The 20,091-nt window shown below is 69.7% G+C and carries 19 protein-coding genes and 1 tRNA gene; 4 read left to right on the top strand and 16 right to left on the bottom strand.

Going from position 1 to position 20,091, the window contains the following annotated elements; all coding sequences use genetic code 11:
- Positions 1–260: 260 nt before the first annotated feature.
- Both NS283_RS15870 and NS283_RS15875 read right to left on the bottom strand, forming a co-directional pair.
- On the bottom strand, positions 261–1,610 hold the full coding sequence (locus tag NS283_RS15870; protein WP_058597825.1) for a PhoH family protein: 1,350 nt from the start codon (positions 1,608–1,610) through the stop codon (positions 261–263).
- A 212-nt stretch (positions 1,611–1,822) separates the two neighbouring features.
- Positions 1,823–2,605: an isoprenyl transferase gene (locus tag NS283_RS15875; RefSeq protein WP_058597826.1), complete on the bottom strand. Its 783-nt coding sequence runs from the start codon at positions 2,603–2,605 to the stop codon at positions 1,823–1,825.
- Positions 2,606–2,759: 154 nt separating this feature from the next.
- On the opposite strand from NS283_RS15875, the gene trhA reads away from it, so the two are divergent.
- On the top strand, positions 2,760–3,452 hold the full coding sequence (gene trhA / locus NS283_RS15880; protein ID WP_058597848.1) for a PAQR family membrane homeostasis protein TrhA: 693 nt from the start codon (positions 2,760–2,762) through the stop codon (positions 3,450–3,452).
- Between the two features lie 134 nt (positions 3,453–3,586).
- On the opposite strand, the gene NS283_RS15885 is transcribed toward trhA, so the two are convergent.
- Positions 3,587–3,862: a hypothetical protein gene (locus tag NS283_RS15885; protein WP_058597827.1), complete on the bottom strand. Its 276-nt coding sequence runs from the start codon at positions 3,860–3,862 to the stop codon at positions 3,587–3,589.
- A gap of 63 nt (positions 3,863–3,925) precedes the next feature.
- Here NS283_RS15885 and NS283_RS15890 point away from each other — a divergent pair, with 63 nt between their 5' ends.
- Positions 3,926–4,321, top strand: a complete 396-nt coding sequence (locus NS283_RS15890; protein WP_058597828.1) for a DUF4307 domain-containing protein — start codon at positions 3,926–3,928, stop codon at positions 4,319–4,321.
- Between the two features lie 102 nt (positions 4,322–4,423).
- Entirely contained in the window at positions 4,424–4,915 is a 492-nt protein-coding gene (gene greA, locus NS283_RS15895; RefSeq protein WP_058597829.1) for a transcription elongation factor GreA, read from the top strand.
- 173 nt (positions 4,916–5,088) lie between these two features.
- Here greA and ilvA read toward each other — a convergent pair whose 3' ends face one another.
- A complete protein-coding gene (gene ilvA, locus NS283_RS15900; protein WP_058597830.1) occupies positions 5,089–6,318 on the bottom strand; it encodes a threonine ammonia-lyase in 1,230 nt (409 codons plus the stop codon).
- Positions 6,315–7,505, bottom strand: coding sequence for an AI-2E family transporter (locus NS283_RS15905; RefSeq protein ID WP_058597831.1), 1,191 nt, complete (start codon positions 7,503–7,505; stop codon positions 6,315–6,317). Before NS283_RS15905 ends, ilvA begins: the two co-directional genes overlap by 4 nt.
- Positions 7,506–7,575: 70 nt before the next feature.
- Here NS283_RS15905 and NS283_RS15910 point away from each other — a divergent pair, with 70 nt between their 5' ends.
- The gene (locus NS283_RS15910; RefSeq protein WP_058597832.1) at positions 7,576–8,817 is read left to right on the top strand and encodes a winged helix-turn-helix domain-containing protein; all 1,242 of its coding nucleotides are present in this window, start codon (positions 7,576–7,578) and stop codon (positions 8,815–8,817) included.
- 36 nt (positions 8,818–8,853) lie between these two features.
- Here NS283_RS15910 and NS283_RS15915 read toward each other — a convergent pair whose 3' ends face one another.
- The 11 genes from NS283_RS15915 to NS283_RS15965 all read right to left on the bottom strand — a co-directional run bounded on the left by NS283_RS15915 (position 8,854) and on the right by NS283_RS15965 (position 20,068).
- Positions 8,854–9,423, bottom strand: a complete 570-nt coding sequence (locus tag NS283_RS15915) for a LemA family protein (protein ID WP_058597833.1) — start codon at positions 9,421–9,423, stop codon at positions 8,854–8,856.
- A gap of 105 nt (positions 9,424–9,528) precedes the next feature.
- Positions 9,529–9,601 (bottom strand) — tRNA-Leu (locus NS283_RS15920).
- Between the two features lie 422 nt (positions 9,602–10,023).
- Positions 10,024–11,421 (bottom strand): NAD(P)/FAD-dependent oxidoreductase, encoded by a 1,398-nt coding sequence (locus NS283_RS15925; RefSeq protein ID WP_241490513.1) that lies wholly within the window; start codon positions 11,419–11,421, stop codon positions 10,024–10,026.
- On the bottom strand, positions 11,418–12,719 hold the full coding sequence (locus NS283_RS15930) for a S8 family serine peptidase (RefSeq protein ID WP_058597834.1): 1,302 nt from the start codon (positions 12,717–12,719) through the stop codon (positions 11,418–11,420). The genes NS283_RS15925 and NS283_RS15930 overlap by 4 nt, the downstream gene beginning before the upstream one ends.
- Entirely contained in the window at positions 12,716–13,234 is a 519-nt protein-coding gene (locus NS283_RS15935) for a DUF501 domain-containing protein (protein ID WP_058597835.1), read from the bottom strand. The genes NS283_RS15930 and NS283_RS15935 overlap by 4 nt, the downstream gene beginning before the upstream one ends.
- Before the next feature lie 269 nt (positions 13,235–13,503).
- On the bottom strand, positions 13,504–14,187 hold the full coding sequence (locus tag NS283_RS19270) for an FtsB family cell division protein (protein WP_241492271.1): 684 nt from the start codon (positions 14,185–14,187) through the stop codon (positions 13,504–13,506).
- Between the two features lie 183 nt (positions 14,188–14,370).
- The gene (eno, locus tag NS283_RS15945; protein ID WP_058597836.1) at positions 14,371–15,651 is read right to left on the bottom strand and encodes a phosphopyruvate hydratase; all 1,281 of its coding nucleotides are present in this window, start codon (positions 15,649–15,651) and stop codon (positions 14,371–14,373) included.
- A gap of 239 nt (positions 15,652–15,890) precedes the next feature.
- The gene (locus NS283_RS15950; protein ID WP_058597837.1) at positions 15,891–16,568 is read right to left on the bottom strand and encodes an O-methyltransferase; all 678 of its coding nucleotides are present in this window, start codon (positions 16,566–16,568) and stop codon (positions 15,891–15,893) included.
- A 31-nt stretch (positions 16,569–16,599) separates the two neighbouring features.
- Positions 16,600–17,391 carry a cytochrome c oxidase assembly protein gene (locus NS283_RS15955; RefSeq protein WP_241492272.1) on the bottom strand — a complete coding sequence of 264 codons (792 nt, stop codon included), beginning with the start codon at positions 17,389–17,391 and terminating at the stop codon, positions 16,600–16,602.
- 207 nt (positions 17,392–17,598) lie between these two features.
- On the bottom strand, positions 17,599–18,411 hold the full coding sequence (locus tag NS283_RS15960) for an SGNH/GDSL hydrolase family protein (protein ID WP_058597839.1): 813 nt from the start codon (positions 18,409–18,411) through the stop codon (positions 17,599–17,601).
- A gap of 211 nt (positions 18,412–18,622) precedes the next feature.
- Entirely contained in the window at positions 18,623–20,068 is a 1,446-nt protein-coding gene (locus NS283_RS15965; RefSeq protein WP_058597840.1) for an MFS transporter, read from the bottom strand.
- Positions 20,069–20,091 lie beyond the last annotated feature (23 nt).

The following is a 20,091-nucleotide window of genomic DNA, read 5'->3' on the forward strand; positions in this document are numbered from 1 at the left end:
GGAAACCGGGGGCTGTGGGGAGATCCTGCTCCGGGGGTCTGCTGACTTACCCGAAATGCAGCGACCAGCCCGTTGAGAGCGGATCTCATGTTCATTTCTCAGGGGGAACCGCCGGGGGCGGTGACGAGACTGTTCCCTCGTCGATGGCTCCAGTCTGCCGCCTGCATATGAAAGCCACAGGAGCCGAGGATGAGAATGCTCTCATCTGCGCAACGACAGAGGGCTCGAGCGGTCCGCTCGAGCCCTCGTCGGAGATTCGGTCAGGAAAGTTCGCCGGCCTCCAGGAGATCGGTCACGAGAGCGGCGATCGCCGAACGCTCCGAACGCGTCAGGGTGACATGGCCGAAGAGCGCGTGGCCCTTCAGCGTCTCGATCACCGAGGCGACGCCGTCGTGGCGCCCCACGCGCAGATTGTCACGCTGCGCCACGTCGTGCGTGAGCACGACGCGGGAGTTCTGCCCGATGCGGCTCAGCACCGTGAGCAGCACATTCCGCTCGAGAGACTGGGCTTCGTCGACGATCACGAAGGCATCGTGGAGGGAACGACCGCGGATGTGCGTGAGCGGCAGCACCTCCAGAAGACCACGTGCCAGCACTTCCTCGAGGACGTTGCCCGAGACGACCGAGCCCAGCGTGTCGAAGACCGCCTGCCCCCAGGGCCCCATCTTCTCGGCCTGGTCGCCGGGCAGATACCCCAGCTCCTGCCCGCCGACGGCGAACAGCGGCCGGAAGACGATGATCTTCTTCTGCTGCTGCCGTTCGAGTACCGACTCGAGCGCGGCGCACAGCGCCAGCGCTGACTTGCCGGTGCCCGCCCGCCCGCCGAGCGACACGATGCCCACCTCGGGGTCGAGCAGCAGATCGAGGGCGATGCGTTGCTCGGCCGATCGACCGTGCAACCCGAAGGCGTCGCGGTCTCCGCGGACGAGCCGGAACTCGCCGTCGCCCGTGACACGGCCGAGCGCCGAACCGCGCTCGGAGTGGATGATCAGCCCCGTGTTCACCGGCAGACCGACGACCTCGTCGCTCGTGGCCACTTCGCTCTCATACAGGTCGCTGAGATCGTCGCCCGAGATGTCGAGAGACGCGATTCCCGTCCATCCCGAGTCCATCGCCTGCTCGGCCAGGTACTCCTCCGCCGTCAGGCCGAGGGACGCGGCCTTCACGCGCATCGGCAGATCCTTCGACACGACGGTGACCTCGGCGCCGTCCTTCGCGATGTTCATCGCGACAGCGAGGATGCGGCTGTCGTTGCCGCCCGTGCGCATGCCCGAGGGCAGGACCATCTGGTCGGTGTTGTTCAGCTCCACACGGAGAGTCCCGTCGTTGCCGACGGGGACGGGGAAGTCGAGGCGGCCGTGCTCGATCCGGAGCTCGTCGAGATGACGGAGCGCCTGCCGAGCGAAGTACCCGATTTCGGGGTCGTGGCGCTTGCCCTCGAGCTCGGTGATCACCACCACGGGTATCACGACCGAATGCTCCGCGAAGCGGAAGAATGCCCGCGGATCGCTCAGAAGGACAGACGTGTCCAGAACATAGGTGCGCAGATCCTGTTCGGAGACGCTGCTCTCGTCGACGTGACGCTGGTCGAATGGTGCTCGTGCAGTCACAACCCACTCCCGACCCGGGTGTCTCACCCGGCTGTCACGAGTCGACCTGTGGGTCACGAGTCGCAATCCGAAGGCCGACTCGATCGGGCTCCGTGCCCGATGTGATCACCGTACGATGCCCAGCGGCATCCGAGGGTCGTTAACACACCACCAAAATGACAAGTGTGTGAACAAGTTTCACTCTCGTGGTGAGGGTTGTCGGCCCGTGAGCCTTACTGACCGAAACGCCGATCCCGGGCGGAGAAGTCGCGGATGGCCCGGAGGAAGTCGACCTCTCGCAGATCCGGACCCAGCGCCTCCACGAAGTAGAACTCGGAATGAGCGGACTGCCACAGGAGGAAATCGCTGAGGCGCTGCTCGCCCGAGGTGCGGATGACGAGGTCGGGGTCCGCCTGGCCGCCCGTGTACAGATGCTCGCCGATCTGCTCGGGCGTCAGACTGGCTGCGAGCTCCTCGAGAGAACCGCCCGACGCGTCGTGCTTCGCGATGATGCTGCGCACGGCGTCCACGATCTCGCTCCGACCCCCGTACCCCACCGCGAGGTTGACGTGCAGGCCGGTGTGCGAGCGCGTCCGCTCGGTGACCTCGCGCAGAACCTCGGCGAGCTCGGGCGGGAGCCCTTCGGCCCGACCCACGTGCTGGACGCGCCAGTCGGGTTCAAGCGACAGTTCACGGGCGAGCTCGGCGATGATCTCGAGCAGGTCACCCAGTTCGCGGCTGTCACGCTTGAGCAGGTTGTCGTTCGACAGCAGGTACAGCGACACGACGCCGATGCCCAGGTCGTCGCACCACCGCAGGAACTCGTGCATCTTCGCCGCGCCCGCGCGGTGCCCGTGCGCCGCGCTGTCGTAGCCGAGCTGACGCGCCCATCGGCGGTTGCCGTCGATCATCATGGCGACGTGGTGCGGAACGGTCGCGGGCATCCGTCGACGCAATCGCGAGGCGTACAGACGATACAGGGGGCCACGCCCCTCGTTCCTTCGCCTCCGCGCCACCCGCCTACGCTACCGCGCGCAGGGCGGTTCGCCGTTTCGCGTGGGCGGCTTCCACCTGCGGAAAAGGTGAGCATCTCTCCGCGTTCCATCTGCGGCATGGGCGGACGCGTAGGGTTTTCCCGTGACCCCGACGATCCCTGATGACGGTGTGGAGATGCCCCAGCTTCCCCTGCTCGAGGCATCCGCCGTCAGCGCCCAAGACGAGGTCAAGCCGACCTGGCGCGGATGGATCCACGCGGGCACCTTTCCCGTCGCAATCGCGGCCGGCATCGTTCTAATCGTCCTCGCGCACGGCGCCCCGGCCAAGTGGGCATCCGCCGTGTTCGCGGCATCCTCGCTCCTCCTCTTCGGCAACTCAGCGCTCTATCACCGCTTCCACTGGAAGCCGAAGACCAAGGCCGTCCTCAAGCGCATCGACCACGCCAACATCCTGCTGTTGATCGCGGGCACGTACACGCCTCTCGCGGTCCTGGCCCTCGATACCCCGCAGACGGTCCTGCTGCTCTCGATCGTGTGGGGCGGTGCGCTGCTCGGCATCCTGTTCCGCGTGTTCTGGATCAACGCCCCGCGCTGGCTGTACGTGGCGCTGTACCTCGCCCTGGGCTGGGCCGCGGTGATGTACATCGTCGACCTCTTCAAGGCGAATCCCGCGATGATGGTGCTCGTCGTCGTGGGCGGCCTGCTCTACACCGCCGGAGCGATCGTCTACGCGCTCAAGCGGCCGAACCCGTGGCCGGGGCACTTCGGTTTCCACGAGATCTTCCACGTGTGCACCGTGCTGGCGTTCCTGTGCCACTGGACGGCGTGCCTGCTGATCGCTCTCGCTCCGGCGTACCACGGCGGCTGAGCGACCCGCCTGGTCGCGCAGATTCGGACCAGAGCGCCAGAATCGGACGGCATGCCCCAGGCTTTCCGAATTCGGTCGACCTCTCCGATTCTGCGACGCTCCGGATTACGGATGCCGCGGCCTCGAGGCCGCGCTCAGCGGCGGGGAGCGGCGGGGTCGGTGTCGTCGTCGTCCGGTACGGCGGCCGTCCGAGCGGCGCGCGCCTGCTCCTCGGCGTCGAGCTCGGCGTTGACCTCTTCGCGGTAGCGCCCGCGACGGATGCGACGCAGCATGTCCCAGACGAGGAGGAACACCGCGACACCGATGAACGCGATCGCGCCGAAGCCGAACGGTCCGGGCGTGACGAGGGAGTCGTCGGGGGTGTTGGCCGGGGTGGGCGTGGTCGCGAGAGCGACGAGCACGGGAAGCATGGAGTCCTTCGGTCCGGGCGGAAGCGCGTAGCCTGGAACTCCAGCCTAAAGCCCGGAGAGACCATGACGACGCAGGAGATGCTCGATGAGCGCTACGGTCGGCGCACGTCGCCCCGCCGCCGGATCGTGCTGTGGAGCATCGTCGGCGTCGTCGCGCTGACGCTCACCGCGCTGCTCGGGTGGACCACCGTGTCGAACACCCTGCGGTCGGTCACAGCGACCGACACGGGCTTCACCGTCACGGATGCGAGCGCCGTCACGATCTCCTTCCAGTTCACGGCCCCCGTCGGTGAACCCGTGGCGTGCGCGATCGAGGCGCAGGACGAGGACCACGGAACCGTCGGATGGCGGGTGGTCGAATACCCGGCATCCGAAGATCACAGCCGGGCGTTCACCGAAGAGATTCCGACCCTCGCGCTGGCGACCACGGGTTTTGTCAACTCCTGCTGGGTGCCGTAAAATAGCCTCAGATGACGCGCCCCGGCTCGATGCCGGGGCGTTCGACATATACCCCGGCGGCACACGCGATGAACGCCGCTCGCCCTCGACGAAGGAGTAACCGTGTCCAACGACGCTCAGGTGACGTTCCTCACCCAGGACGCCTACGACCGTCTGGCTCAGGAGCTCGAGCACCTCTCGACCACCGGCCGTGAAGAGATCGCGAAGCGCATCGAAGCCGCCCGCGAAGAGGGCGACCTGAAAGAGAACGGCGGCTACCACGCCGCGAAGGACGAGCAGGGCAAGCAGGAGGCGCGTATCCGCACGCTGCAGCAGCTCCTGAAGGACGCCAAGGTCGGCGAGGCGCCCGAGAGCCACGGCGTGGTCGAGTCGGGCACGGTCGTGACCGCCGTCGTCGCTGGCGGCGAAGAGAAGTTCCTGCTCGGCAACCGCGAGATCGCGGCGAACTCCGAGCTCGACGTCTACAGCGAGGCCTCCCCGCTGGGTGCGGCGATCATCGGCCTCAAGGAGGGCGAGAAGGGCTCCTACACCGCCCCCAACGGCAAGGAGATCTCGGTCGAGATCCTCAAGGTCGAGACCTACTCCGGCCAGTAAGCCCCACGATCACGAGCCGCTCCCCCGTTCGGGGTGAGCGGCTCGTGGCGTTTCGGGGTCAGGATGCCACGGCTCCGGGCCGTGCTGCGCGTCAGGGGCGCCTGCGCGCCCACCGTTCGAGACTGGGTGCGTACACGACCCCGAGCCGACGGGGCGGCTCGGGGACCGGCGAGTCAGTCGGGGACGACGGTCGCGATGAAGCCCGCGTCCTCGAGCGTCTTGATCACTAGCGCGCGGTGCTCGGCACCGCGGGTCTCGACGCTCAGCTGCAGGATCACCTCGCTGATCTGCAAGCCCTGCCCGTGACGCGTGTGGAGCACCTCGATGACGTTCGCGCCCACCTGCGCGAGAAGCTCCGAGACGCGCGCGAGCTGGCCGGGACGGTCGGGCAGCGGGATACGCAGCGACATGTATCGACCGGATGCCGAGAGACCGTGCGCCACGACGCGCTGCAGCAGCAGGGGGTCGATGTTCCCGCCGGACAGGATCGTCACGGTGGGGCCGGTCGCCTGGATCTTGCCCGCGAGGATCGCGGCGACGCCCACGGCACCGGCGGGCTCGACGACCTGCTTCGCCCGCTCGAGGAGCACGAGCAGAGCGCGCGCGATGTCGTCCTCGGTGACGGTGACGACCTCGTCGATGTACTGCCGGATGAGTTCGAACGGCAGATCGCCGGGGCGGGCGACCGCGATGCCGTCGGCGATCGTCGGGGTCGTCTCGACCTGCATCGGGTACCCGGCGGCGAGCGACGACGGGTAGGCGGCGGAGTTGTGCGCCTGCACGCCGATGATGCGCACGTGACGGCCTTCGGCCGCGGCGCGGGCCTTGACGGCGGCGGCGACGCCGGCGGCCAGACCGCCTCCACCGATGCCCACGATGATCGTCTCGAGGTCGGGCATGTCTTCGACGAGCTCGAGCCCGAGCGTCCCCTGCCCCACGACGATGTCGCGGTGGTCGAACGGGTGGATCAGTACGGCCCCCGTGCGCTCGGCGAACTCGGCGGCGAGGCGCAGCGGCGTCTCGACGGTGGCGCCCTCGAGGATCACCTCGGCACCGTACCCACGCGTGGCCAAGAGCTTCGGCACGGGGACGCCGAGCGGCATAAAGATCGTGGCCGGGATGCCGAGCTGCTGAGCCGCCAGCGCGACGCCCTGCGCGTGGTTGCCGGCGGAGGCGGCGACAACTCCCCGCGCGCGCTCCTCCGCCGTCAGGCGCGACAGACGGTAGGTGGCGCCGCGGATCTTGAACGAGCCGGTCCGTTGCAGGTTCTCGAGTTTGAGGTTGACGGGAACGCCGAGCAGCTCGGTGAGGTGCAGCGACTCGTCGAGCGGGGTCCGCGTGATGATGCCGCGCAGAGCCTGCGCGGCATCCTCGAACTCGGCCAGGGTGGGAGTGTCGTTCATGATCTCCTTCCGCGCTCGCGCGGGACGGTCTGCCAGATGAGATCGCGGGACGCCAGCGGCTGCCCCTCGTGCTCCCAGGCCTTGGAACTGAGGTACACCGCGACCACGTTGACGAACGCCGCGAGCGGCACGGCGAACAGCGCACCGGCGATCCCACCGATCATGGCGCCTCCGGCGACGACCAGGACGACGGCGAGCGGGTGCACCTTGACCGCCGACCCCATCAGGATCGGCTGGAGGATGTGACTCTCGACCTGCTGCACACCCAGGACGACGATGAGCATGAACAGCGCAATGAGCGGGCCGTTGTAGACGAGCGCGATGAAGACGGCAAGAGCGCCGGTGGCCACGGCTCCGACGAACGGGATGAACGCCCCGAGGAAGACCAATACCCCGATCGGGATGGACAGCGGCACTCCGAGAAGGAAAGCGCCGAGGCCGATACCGATCGCGTCGATCGTCGCGACGAGCAGCTGCGTCCGCGCGTAGCTCTTGACCGTGCGCCAGCCCGCACGACCGGCGCCGTCGACGGCCGGGCGCGCGACGCGCGGGAACAGGCGCGTGGTCCAGCGCCAGATGCCGCCACCGTCGGCGAGCAGGCACAGCAGGATGAAGAGCGTCAGCAGCACCCCGGTGCCGACGTGGCCGAGAGTCGTTCCGATGGCGAGGGCACCCGTCCACAGGAGCTCCGCCTGCTGTTGCAGGAAGGTCCCGGCCTGGGTCAGTCCGTCGTCGATCTGCTGCGCACTGAGGTGCAGGGGGCCGTCGATGAGGTACTGGCGGAACTGTTCGACCGCGAGCACCGTGCGGTTCTGGACCGAGGCGAACTCGCGCGAGATCTGCCAGACCGCGAGCCAGACGAGGCCCGAGATGATCGCGATGGTCCCGAGCACCGTCACGACGATGGCGAGCCACTTGGGCCAGCGGTGACGCTGAAGGAACGAGAACGCCGGCCAGACGAGCGCCGTGATGAGGATCGCGACCAGGAGAGGGATCACCAGCAGCTTCAGCTGGATGACGACCCAGATGACCACGCCGACGGCGGCGGCGATCACGAGCAGCCGCCACGCGTACGCCGTGGTCTGCCGGAGCGCCGGGGGTATCGCAGGCTGAAGATCGCTCGAAACCGTGCGCCGTCGGAGGGCGTCGAAGAACGATCCGCGAGGCTCGGGATCGGGTCCGGTCATCCTGTCAGCCTACCGCCGCGCTCCCTGCGGGATCGCCGTGATGTCGGAGGCTGTGGCTACGGTGAGACGCATGATCACGACGCTCCGCCGCGCCGACGCACGCCGCATCGCCCTGGCCGCCCAGGGCTTTGCCCGCCCTCGCCCCGAGACGGTCGGCACGCGTCAGATCACGGGTGCGCTGCACCGCATGCGCATCCTGCAGATCGACTCGGTCAACGTCTTCTCGCGCTCGCACTACATGCCGCTCTTCGCGCGCCTCGGTGCGTACGACACAACCCTTCTCGACAAGCTCGCGTTCTCGCGCCGGCCGAAATGGGCGGAATCGTGGGCGCACGTGGCATCCCTCGTCCCCGTCGACGACTGGCCGCTGCTGCAGTTCCGTCGCGACGCCCTGCGCGACAAGTACGGCAACGACGACTGGGCGGCTGCCAACCAGCCGCTGTTGCAGTGGCTGCGCGACGAGCTCGCCGCGCGCGGCCCGCTGCGTCCGGCCGAGATCGAGCACGATGCTCGCAGCGGCTCACGGGGGTCGTGGTGGGGCTGGGACGACGTCAAGAACGGCCTCGAGCGGCTGTGGCTCTTCGGCGACGTCGCGATCGCGGGGCGACGGGGGTTCGAGCGGCGGTATGCGCTGGCATCCGATGTCCTCCCTCCGTCCGCGCTCGAGACCACCGTGCCGCGTCAGATGGCCATCGCCGAGCTCGTGCGGCGGGCTGCGGTGGCGTACGGCGTGGCGACGGCCGCCGACCTCGCCGACTACTGGCGCGTCCGCGACCGGCCGGCGGTGATGGCCGCCGTGCACGACCTGGTCGACGCCGGCGAGCTGATCCCCGTGCAGGTGGAGGGGTGGCAGGTGGCTGGGCGACCCGCGAAAGCATGGCTGCACCGGGATGCCGCGCGCCCGCGCCGCCTCGATGCGGCGGCGATCCTCACGCCCTTCGACCCGGTGGTCTGGTTCCGCGACCGCGCGGAGCGGCTGTTCGATTTCGACTATCGCATTGAGATCTACACGCCGGCTCCCCAGCGTCGGTTCGGCTACTACTCGCTCCCGGTGATCGTCGGCGACGACGTCGTGGGTCGCGTCGACCTCAAGGCCGACCGCATGTCCAGCGCCCTCCGCGTGCAGTCGGCGTGGTGGGAGCACGGCGCGCCCCCGGATGCCGCCGAGCGACTCGCGGCCGAGTTGCTCACGGCTGCGCGCTGGCAGGGTCTCGATCGCGTGACCGTTTCCCGATGGGGCGACGCCGCGGATGCCCTGGCGGGCGCGCTCCGCGCAGAACGCCATGAGCATCCCGACGGGCGCTCCACCTGAAACGCGCCCCCTCCGATCCGGAGAGGGCGCGTTCGGTCAGAACTGGACGCGAGGTGGTTCGGCGATGGCCGCGCCGTCGACGACCTCGAAGAACTCCCGCTCGCTGAAGCCGAGCTGCCGGGCGAACAGGTTGTTCGGGAAGACCTTGATCTTCGTGTTGAGCTCGCGGACACCCCCGTTGTAGAAGCGACGCGAGGCCTGGATCTTGTCTTCGGTGTCGACGATCGAGTGCTGCAACTGCAGGAAATTCTGGCTCGCCTGCAACTGCGGGTACGCCTCGGCGACGGCGAACAGCGACTTCAGGGCCTGTTGCATGTGGCCCTCGGCGACGCCGGCCGCCGCGGGACTCTCGGCCGAGAGCGTCTCGGCACGAGCGCGCGTGACGTTCTCGAACACGGCCTTCTCGTGGGCCGCGTACCCCTTCACCGTCTCGATGAGATTCGGGAGCAGGTCGGCGCGGCGCTTCAGCTGGACCGTGATGTCACTCCACGCCTCGTCGACGCGCACGTTCAGCGCGACAAGCGAGTTGTAGGTGGCCCACAGGTAGATGCCGGCGATCACCACGATGCCGACGATCACCAAGACCGGTACGAGCCACTCCCACATAAGTCCCCACACTCCGTTCGGAAGATTGCCCTTCAGTGTAACCGTGGCCCGGGGCACGGAACCGGGGTGTGGCGGGGACTCTCAGCGGATGTGGATCAGGGCCAGTACCCCCGGTGGGACTCGAACCCACACTGAAGCGATTTTAAGTCGCCTGCCTCTGCCATTGGGCTACGGGGGCCCGAGTCTCAACCGTATCGCGGGTGGCCCCGGGTACCGGCATGAGGAACGCCGCGGGGTTCGGGCATGCGCACGGCGGGCCGTTAGGCGGACTTCGGTCGCGACACGCCGGCGCACGACGAGGCCGAGCGGCGCGTCGGCCATGAACTCCGCACGACGGCACCGGATGCCGCGGAGCCGGGGCGTGGCATCCGGAAACGACGAGACCCGACAGTGGCATCGACCCGAAGATTCCGACGCCGCCACAGCGGACCGTCAGGCGGAAACGGGCGACGACACGCCGGCGACGGGCGTGCCGGAGCGGCGCGTCGGCCATGAACTCCGCACGACGGCACCGGATGCCGGAACGCCGGGGACGGCGGCATCCGGAAACGACGAGACCCCCGCACCCGGAAAGGGCACGGGGGTCTCGGGAGGCGACGACTACTTCGCGGAGACGGGCTCGGGCTTCTTCTCGGCCGCGGGCGCCTCGGCGGCCGGGGCCGCCGGGCGGGGGCGAGCCGCGAACTCCTCGAAGGTCGCGCGCGGGTTCTGCACGGCCTCGAGGTTGACGGTCTCGCGACCGTGGACGAAGTTCTGCACCCAATCGCCGATCACGCGGAACTTGCGCTCCCACGTCGGCATGGCCAGGCCGTGGTAACCGCGGTGGGCGAGCCAGGCGATGAAGCCGGTCAGCGCGATCTTGCCCGACTGGAAGGCGCCGTTGTAGAGGCCGAGACCGGCGACGGCACCGAGGTTCTTGTGGAAGTACTGCTTGGGCTCCTCGCCGCGCAGCACCGCCACGATGTTCTTCGCCATGAGCTTGCCCTGGCGGACGGCATGCTGAGCGTTCGGCACGCAGAAGCCGCCGACGCCGCCACCCGAGAGGTCGGGAACGGCCGAAACGTCACCAGCGGCCCAGGCGCCCTCGACGAACTCTTCGTCGGTGCCAACGCGCAGGTCGGGGCGCGTGCGGATGCGACCACGCTCCTCGACGGGGAGGTCGCTGCCGCGAACGACGGTGGGATTGGCCATGACACCGGCGGTCCAGATGATGAGGTCGGTCGGCAGCTGCTCACCCGTGGAGAGCTCGATGACGCCGTCGACGGCACCCTTGACCTGCGTATCGAGGTGCACGAAGGCACCCTTCTTCGCGAGGTCGGCGAGCACCCACTCGCTCGTCTTCTGCGACACCTCGGGCATGATGCGGCCCATGGCCTCGATGAGGTGGAAGTGCGTGTCGTCGAACGACAGCTGGGGGTAGGACTTCAGCAGCGACGACGCGTAGGCACGCAGCTCGGCGAAGACCTCGATGCCGGCGAAGCCGCCGCCGACGACCACGACGGTCAGCAGACGGTCACGCTCGGGACCGGCGGGAAGCACCGACGCCTTGTCGAAGTTCGAGGTCAGGCGGTCGCGGATCGCGACGGCTTCTTCGATCGTCTTGAGGCCGATCGCGTTCTCGGCGATGCCGGGGATCGGGAAGGTGCGCGAGACGGCCCCGGCGGTCACGACGATCTGGTCGTACTCGTGCTGCCAGGTCTCGTCGCCCGCGATGGGGGTGATCGTCGCGGTCTTGGTCGCGTGGTTGATGCCCGTGACCTTGCCCGCGATGACCGTGGTGCGCTTGAGGTGGCGACGGAGGCCGACGACGACGTGGCGCGGCTCGATCTCACCGGCCGCGACCTCGGGGAGGAACGGCTGGTAGGTCATGTAGGGCAGCGGGTCGACGATGGTGACCTCGGCCTCGCCGCGGCTGAGCAGCTTCTCGAGCTTCCACGCGGTGTAGAAACCCGCGTAGCCTCCGCCGACAATGAGGATCCTGGGCACGGTGCTGGTCACGATGGGAGAGACTCCTGGTTTGTGGTGCGGCTCGGCTCGCGATGAATGCGCGCCTTTCGAATTCGCCGGGCAGCAGCACTGACGCCGAGCGCAATCATTATAGCGGCGAGCGTGGCACCCGCGAGCGGCAGCGACCCGTACAGCACGCTATCGCGGGACGGCAGCAGAGGCGAACTCGCGGAGGGCGGCCCCTCGACCGGAGGGAGCGGCGGGATCGAGACGGGCGCGGAAGTGGGTGTCGGGCTCGGCTCGCTGTCGGCGCGGCGGTAGACGCGGATCCAGTCCTCGAGACTGCCGAGCGGGTTCTCCGACACCGAGTCGACATCCGCCGTGACGGCACGCGATGCGTCGACGAGGCCGTATCCGTAGAGGAGGTCGAGCCCGGGTGAGGTGCCCGGGGCCGGCTTCGCGGTGGAGATGAGACGGTTCAGCACGTTGTCGGCATCCATTCCCGGATGCGCGGCACGCACGAGCGCGGCGATGCCCGCCACGATCGGCGCTGCGCCGCTCGTGCCGTTCCATTGCGCGAGCGTGCCGTCGGCCGACACGCCCAGGAGGCGCTCGCTCGGAGCCGAGATGCCGATCGTGATGCCCTGGGTGGACGCGTCGCTGCTCGCGCGTCCGGACGGGTCGACGCCGCCCACCGCGAGCACACCGGGGATGGTCGCGGGTGCGCCCACACGGTCGGTGCCACTCCCCCGGTTGCCGGCGGCGACGACGACGACCACGTCATGGTCGAACGCGTACATGAAAGCGTCGTCCCAGCTGGGATCCCAGTCGAGCGTGTTCGTCGTGAGCGAGAGGTTGATGACGGTCGCTCCATTGTCGACGGCCCACCGCATGGCCTTCGCGATCTGTTCGGTGAAGGGAACGGATGCCGAGGCCCCGAACCCGATCGAGATCGACAGCAGTTCCGCTTCTGGGGCGACACCGATCATCCCGCGGCCGTTCCCGGTGCCGCGAGAAGCCGCGAGAGAGGCGACCCAGCTTCCGTGGTTGGAGTCCACCGCGCCCACCGGAGTGCGGCCATCGGACGAGCCGGCGCCCGACACGTCCGTTCCGCCGGCGACGGCGCCGTTGAACTCGGTCGGCCCGCGTCCGATTCCCGTGTCGATGATGGCGATCGTCTGCCCCGCACCGCGGGTGGTCTTCCACGCATCCCGGATGCCGTACTGATCGAGCCAGTACTCGGAAGCGCGGACGCTGTCGGTGGGGTCTTCGGGCACGGGAGCAGTCGTCGCCCCGCTGAGCATCACCGCGAGGACGAGGGATGCCGCCGCGGCGACGACGCGTCTCATCCTCCGGCTCCGGGCGTCTCGCAGACGCACCGCTCGGGCGACCAGGTTCCCCGGGCGAGGGCGCGGTCGCCGATCGGGTTGACGCCGGGACCGGCGGCGAGGGAATGGCCGGCCAGAGCGTGCAGGCACTTGACGCGCGTCGGCATCCCCCCGGCGGAGATCCCCGCGATCTCGTCGGGCTCGCCGTACGCCGCTCGGTCGCGCAGATAAGCCTCGTGCGCGGCGAGGTACGCGGCGCGCAGGTCGTCGTTCTCGGCGAGCTCGTCCTGGAACTCCTTCATGACGTGCCCGGCCTCGAGCACCGACATCGCGGCCGTCGCCGCTGGATGCGTCAGGTAGTAGAACGTGGGGAACGGGCTGCCGTCGTCGAGCCGTGGAGACGTCGCAACCACGGTGGGGTTGCCGCAGACGCAGCGCGCCGCAATGCCCACGACGCCGCGCGGCACACGGCCGAGCTGCGTCTGCAGAACGGCGAGGTCGGCGTCGGAGGCGGGGGGAAGCTGCGGAGAAGTCATCGCTTCCAGGGTACCCGGCGGTGTTGCCGGCCTGCGGGATAGCGGTGCGGGCTGTGGTTTCGCGTGGTCGCGGCGGCGCGGGGCGCGACGCCGCGCGCCTGGGCCCTCGCATAAACGCCATCCGCTCACGGAAACACGCTGTGCTCGCGTTTCCGTGAGCAGAGAGCGTTTATGCGCGACGATGCCGCCCGCGCGGGCAATCACGGGACGTGGGCGGAGTACCGCGTCCGAGCGTCACGCCACGAGCGCGGGGGCGGCGGCAGGCCCGATCAGGGCGCGGGCGTCGAGTCGGGGGCGGGCGTCGGGTCGGGAACACCGACGGTCGGAACGACCACCTGAGCGGCACCCGCGGACGTGAGCGAGCGCATGAACTGCGACATCCAGTCGGTACGGGTCTGACCGACGTCCTCGCTCACGTCGGGCTGCTCCTGCAGAGCGGTCGAGGCGGGCAGATCGTCGTCGATGAGGTACACGACCTCGCCGGGCATCGTGTAGTACAAGCGCTCGCGCGCTTGGGTCGTGATGTAGGCCGGGTCCGACCACCGCTCGCGCTGGGCCTGCAGGTCGGCGACCTGGGACTGGCTCAGAGCCACCGCGCTCTTCAGCGCCTGGATCTGCTGACGCTGATCCATGTACGTCCCGACCGTGGGGACGAGCACGAACGTCCCGAGAACGACGAGGCCGAGCATGATGACGACGAACCCCGACACGCGGATGCCGCCGAGCCACCCCCGCACGTCGACCCGGCGCTGCGCGGCGACCGGACGCTTCGGCGAGACGGCCTGCGGTCTCGCGGCCGGGGCTTTGGTCCGAGCGGGCTTCGCCGCGGCGGTCTTCGAGGTGGGCGTCTTCGCGCCCTTGGGCTTCGCAGCTTTGCCCGAAGCCGCCTTGCCCTTCGCACCCGAAGGGCCTTCGGATGCCGAGCCCCGGGGAGGCAGTGTCGGTCGGTCCACGGCATCCCCTCTCGTTCTCGCCCGCGTGTTCCTTCAACGGGCCGAGCCGAGTCTACGTCGCCGGTTCACGGTGCCCCGGGGACGCGCCGCGGACGGTCGAGGGTCTCAGCGAACGCGTGAGGATCGCGGAAACGGCGAAGGAGGGGGAGCCTCGCGGCTCCCCCTCCTCACGATGTCAGACGCTCAACCCTTGAAGCGGGGGAACGCCGAGCGGCCGGCGAAGACGGCGGCGTCGCCGAGGTCTTCCTCGATGCGGAGCAGCTGGTTGTACTTCGCGACGCGCTCGCTACGCGCGGGAGCACCGGTCTTGATCTGGCCGGCGTTCACGGCGACCGCGAGGTCGGCGATCGTGGTGTCCTCGGTCTCACCCGAGCGGTGCGACAGCATCGAGGTGTAGCCGGAGCGGGTGGCCAGGGCGATGGCATCCAGGGTCTCGGACAGGGTGCCGATCTGGTTGACCTTCACCAGGAGCGAGTTCGCGACACCGAGGTCGATGCCCTGCTTCAGGCGCTTGGGGTTCGTGACGAAGAGGTCGTCACCGACGAGCTGGACCTTGGAGCCGATGGCATCCGTCAGCTTCTTCCAGCCGTCCCAGTCGTCTTCGGCGAGCGCGTCCTCGATCGTGACGATCGGGAAGTTCGCGACGAGGTCGGCGAAGTAGTCGACCAGGGTGTCAACGCTCCACTCCTTGCCCTCGACGGTGTAGACGCCGTCCTTGTAGAACTCGGTGGCGGCGACGTCGAGGCCGACCGCGATGTCCTTGCCGGGGGTGAAGCCGGCCTTCTCGATCGCGCGGATGAGGAAATCGAGGCCCTCGCGGTTGCTCGGCAGGTCGGGGGCGAAGCCGCCCTCGTCGCCCAGGCCGGTGTTGTAGCCGGCCGACTTCAGCTCGCCCTTGAGGACGTGGTAGACCTCGGTGCCCCAGCGGAGGGACTCGCCGTAGGTGTCGGCGCCGATGGGGGCCAGGAAGAACTCCTGGAAGTCGATGCCGTTGTCGGCGTGCTCGCCACCGTTGATGACGTTGAACAGCGGCACGGGCAGAAGGTGCGCGTTCGGGCCGCCGAGGTAGCGGAACAGGGGCAGGTCGGCGCTGTCGGCGGCGGCCTTGGCGACCGCGAGCGAGACGCCGAGGATGGCGTTGGCGCCGGTACGCGACTTGTTCTCGGTGCCGTCGGTCTCGATGAGGATCTCGTCGATGATGCGCTGCTCGCTGGCTTCGACGCCCTCGATGGCGGGGCCGAGCTCGTCGACGACCGCAGCGACGGCCTTGAGCACGCCCTTGCCGCCGTAACGGCTCTTGTCGCCGTCGCGCAGCTCGTAGGCCTCGAACGCGCCGGTGGACGCGCCGGAGGGGACGGCCGCACGCTGGACGATGCCGTCGTCGAGGAGCACCTCCACCTCGACGGTCGGGTTACCGCGCGAATCCAGGATCTCGCGCGCGTTGACAGCCTCGATAAGTGCCACGAAGGACTCCTCGTTGGTTCTTGGGTGGAAGAGGGCGGAGCGTCGTCGGTCCGCAGTCGAGTCTAGTGATGTCGTTCGGCGGGCGTTGGGTCGGGTTGGGCCGGCCCGCGAGCGCGAGGTGGCTGAGCTCGTCGCAGCCGCCGGTGCACGCGGGTTCCGGTCCCTCCGACAGGCTCAGGGACCTGTGCGCGCTCAGGGACCTCTCGAGCACAGGGACCTCACCGCGCTCGGGGACCCCCTCAGGCTCCGGACCCTGCCACGGGATCCACCACGATCGCCACGGCCACGCCGTCCCAGCCCTTGCGGTCGAGGGTCTGCAACGCCGTGGCGTCGAATCGGGGATCCTGCCCCAGCATCACCAGGCCGGCGCGGGCGCCACGCACCTTGGGATCGGTGGTGGCGGCGTCGGCCGCCTCTCCACCGCGCACGACGTTGTCGAGCACGACGACCGTGCCGGGGCGCCCGAGACGCGCCGCCCAGTCGAGGTAGACGGTGTTCGACTCCTTGTCGGCGTCGATGAAGACGAGGTCGAAGGGCTCCTCGCCCTCCAAGGTGGGGAGGACGTCGGCCCCGCGACCGACGCGGACCTCGACCCGGTCGGAGACCCCGGCGCGATCGAGGTTCGCGCGCGCGATCTCCGCGTTGGCGGGCTCGGCCTCGATCGTGATCACGCGTCCTCCCGCTCCGACCGCCCGGGCGAACCAGATGCTCGAGTAGCCGCCCAGCGTGCCGACCTCGAGGACCCGACGCGCGCCCGCGATGCGGGTCAGGAGGTGAAGGAACTTGGCGTTGACGGGCGCGACCTCGATCGATGGGAGGCCACCGTCGTGCTGCGTCTGGAGCACGGCATCCAGAACGGGGTCGTCACCGACCAGGGTGTCGGTCAGGAACGCGTCGACGTCGTCGTGAGTGGGCACTCCCCCAGCCTGTCGGCGCGCCGGCGGCGGGTCAACGCTCCCCGCGCAGGTGAGCGCGGGTCATCTCGTCGTACTCCTCGTCGGAGAGGTCGTCGAAGCTCTTCGCCTCGACGCGGTCGCTGCGCATCCACCGGATCATGAGGATCACGAGGATCGGGACGTCGGCGAACTCGGCGATGAACCAGATCCAGTCTCCGGCGAGGTGCTGGTCGTGCAGCGTCGAGGGCCACCACGACACCGCACGCGTGGCATCCGGGATCAGGTCGAGCACGTTGTCGTTGAGCCGCATGAGCAAGCCCGGAACCGAGTCGATCAGCAGCTCGACGAACGCGAGAAGGAACTCGATCGCGATGAAGGTGCCCGTGTGCACAGCGCCCAGGGCCATCATCGGCAGCACCATCGCGAGCCCGACGAGCGGCACGACGATGCCGAGCGAGGCCTCGACCACGGGATTCACGCGCAGGATGCCGGCCACCGGCGTGAGGAAGAGGCAGAACACCGCCGCGATGACGACGGTGGCGACCATCGCGTTGCCGAAGATGCGGGTGACGCGGGAGGCGAGAACACGCTCGCGGAGGGCGGAAGGGACGAGGTCGAGGGGACGACCGGCGGCGATTCCCGCGGGCACGGCGAAGATCAGCAGGGCGATGCGCGTCGAGAACGCCCAGCGCAGCTCCGAGGAGTACACGCCCAGGAAGCCGAGCTCGATGACCGCGTAGGGAAGCAGCCCGAGCGCGAAGAAGCCGATCGTGCGGCGGACCGGCCACGGCTCGCCCCCGCGACGCACGCGACGGACGCCGAGGAGATAGGCGACGGATGCCACGAAGAGCACGCCGAGCGTGATCGGATCGGCGCGCCAGGTGGTGAGGAAGACATCGATGGGAGGCGTGGGGAAAAAGTAGGGCCGCGACCTATGGATCGGCCGAGGAGCGGACCGACCCGGGGCCGTGCGAAACTCCTGAGTTTCGCGAGCTCATGCGACGCCTCGCCGCGTGAAATCGGGGGTCGGAACGGCGCGAGCGCGGGACGATCAGGAGTTTCGCCCGGGGCGCGCCGGTTCGGCGAGCGCGGCGAGCACGGCGGGGAGCAACGCGTCGGCCGTGCGGCGGTAGCCGAGGGCGCTGGGGTGGAAGCGGTCGATGCTGAACATCTCGTCGGGACGCTCGGCGAACATCGGCCCCACGGCCTGCGCGAGCGCGACGACGCGCCCTCCGGCGCCGTGGACCGCCGCCGCCTGCGCCGACGCCAACTGTCTCGACGAGCGCGCGGCGAGCGCACGCAGGGGTTGCGGGATCGCTCGCAGCGTCCCCAGGTCGGGGCACGTACCGACGATCACGGGCACGCCGCGCTCCCGCAGCTCGCGGACGATGTCGGCCAGCTGATCTGCCGAGCGTGCCGCGGGGATGCGGTGGGTGACGTCGTTGCCGCCGACAACGATGACCGCCGCGTCCGGCACGTACTCAGCGGGGAGCGACGCGACCTGGGCGGAGAGGGCGGACGTCTCCGACCCCACCACCGCCGCCGTGCGCAGCCGCACCGGCCGACCCGCCTGCCGCGCGATCCCCTTCGCGAGGCGCGCACCGAGCGTGTCGCGCCGGTGGGCGGCTCCGAGACCCGCGGCGATCGAGTCGCCGAGCAGCAACAGCTCGACCGGCTCGCCGGGGTGCTTCTTCCGGCGCCACACGCGATCGGCATCGAGAGCCTGCTCACCGAGCGGTTTGCCGATGCGGCGTCGGGCGACCGCCGCCTGGCGGATGAGGAGCGTCCGCAGACCGACGGCACCCGCCCCGGCGAGCGCCACGACGGAGGCCGCGGCCAGGGTCACCGGTCGACGCGTGCGCATCCTCCGATGACACCGGCCTGCGGTGAACGGCGGGTGGCCGCGCCGTGACGGGAGGGCGACGGTGGACTCCCGGCAGCCGCGGGGCTCGGGCCCGTGCGGCGGCGCCGTGACGAACGGGCTCCCGGCATCCGCGGGGCTCGCACCGCCGTGCTGCGGCGGCCGGCCGCCGGATGCCCCACCGTGACCGACGGGCTCCCGGCATCCGGACGGCTCACACCTCCGCGCGGCGGCTCCGCGCACGGAGGGCGACCGCCAGGGCGAGGACCGCCACGGCGAGCGCGATGTCGAGGGCGAGGCCCGCGAGCAGCTCAGCCCTGCCGGCGACCCCGGTCAGGGTGATGACACCCCCGATCACGATGACGCCGAACGACAGGGCCAGTTGCTGGGCGGTGCTGAACATTCCGCCCGACAGCCCGGCGGCCTCGACGGGGACCTCGCGCACCACGAGCTGCGTGAGGGGCGAGAAGATGAGCGCTTGACCAGCGCCGAGCACGAGGAGCGCGGGCTGCAGCCACAGCCCGATCTCACTGCCCCACGCGAGCGCGAGGGTCACGGCCATCGCCACCAGGGCGACGATCTGCAGCGAGACGCCGAGGATCAGCGTGGAGTCGCCGAGTCGGCTCTGGATACGCGCGACGGCCAGCGAGACGCCCGCGAAGACGACCGCGAACGGCAGCAGCGCCAGGCCGGCCTGGAGGGAAGTCAGTCCGCCCGTCTCGACCGCGCGCGGGAAGACGTAGAGCAGAGCGGAGTACCCGGCGAAGAAGAGGCCGGCCGCGATCAGGCCGAGCTGCAGGGGCCGGAGGCGCAGGACACTCGGCGGCAGGAGCGGCACCCGCCCGGAGCGTTCGATCGCGTTCTGGTGCTTCCACATCGCCACGAGCGACACCGCCGCGATGACGAGGGCGACACCGACCGGCCACGACCAGTTCCACGCCGGACCGAAGGTCAGGGCGAGGGAGGCGGCCAGGATGCCGAGTCCCAGCGCCGCGGTGCCGACCAGGTCGATCGCGACGACCTCGTGTGCGCGGGACCGCGGCGCCAGCGGCGCGAACGCGATCGCCGCGACGGCGATGAGCGCGACGACGACGAACACCGCGCGCCACCCCTCGACCGGGCCGAAGGAGAGCGCGGCGAGCGCCCCGCCGGCGACCTGGCCGACGGCGGCACCAATTCCGCCGCTCGCCCCGAACGCGGCGATCGCGCGGGTTCGGGCGGGTCCTTGCGACGTGGCCTGGATCGTGGCGAGCACCTGGGGTGTGCACAGGGCCGCGCCCACACCCTGCACGATGCGGGCAGCGATGAGCGTCTCGATCGAGGGCGCGAGGGCGCACGCGATCGCCGAGACGAGGAAGAGTCCCATGCCGACGACGTACAGGCGGTGGCGCCCGAATCGGTCGCCGAGCCGGCCCCCGAGGATGAGGAGCACCGCGAAAGGGATGCCGTATCCCGCGATGACGAGCTCGAGAGCGACGTCGCCCGCCCCGAAGCGCTCGCGCAGCGTCGGCAGGATCACGGTGACCGCGTTGAAGGCGAACGTTCCCACGCCCGGCCCGAGGAGGAACCCGAGGTAGCGCCAGGTGGGAACGTCGGCGAAGGCTCCCGGACGGATCGGCACGGGAGCCGTGCCGGTGGCGGGGTGTGCGGAAGTGGTCATGGTGCCAGCATGGAGACCGCGGC

Origin of the sequence: Microbacterium testaceum (assembly GCF_001476285.1) — a bacterium.
GTDB classification, from domain to species: domain Bacteria; phylum Actinomycetota; class Actinomycetes; order Actinomycetales; family Microbacteriaceae; genus Microbacterium; species Microbacterium testaceum_B.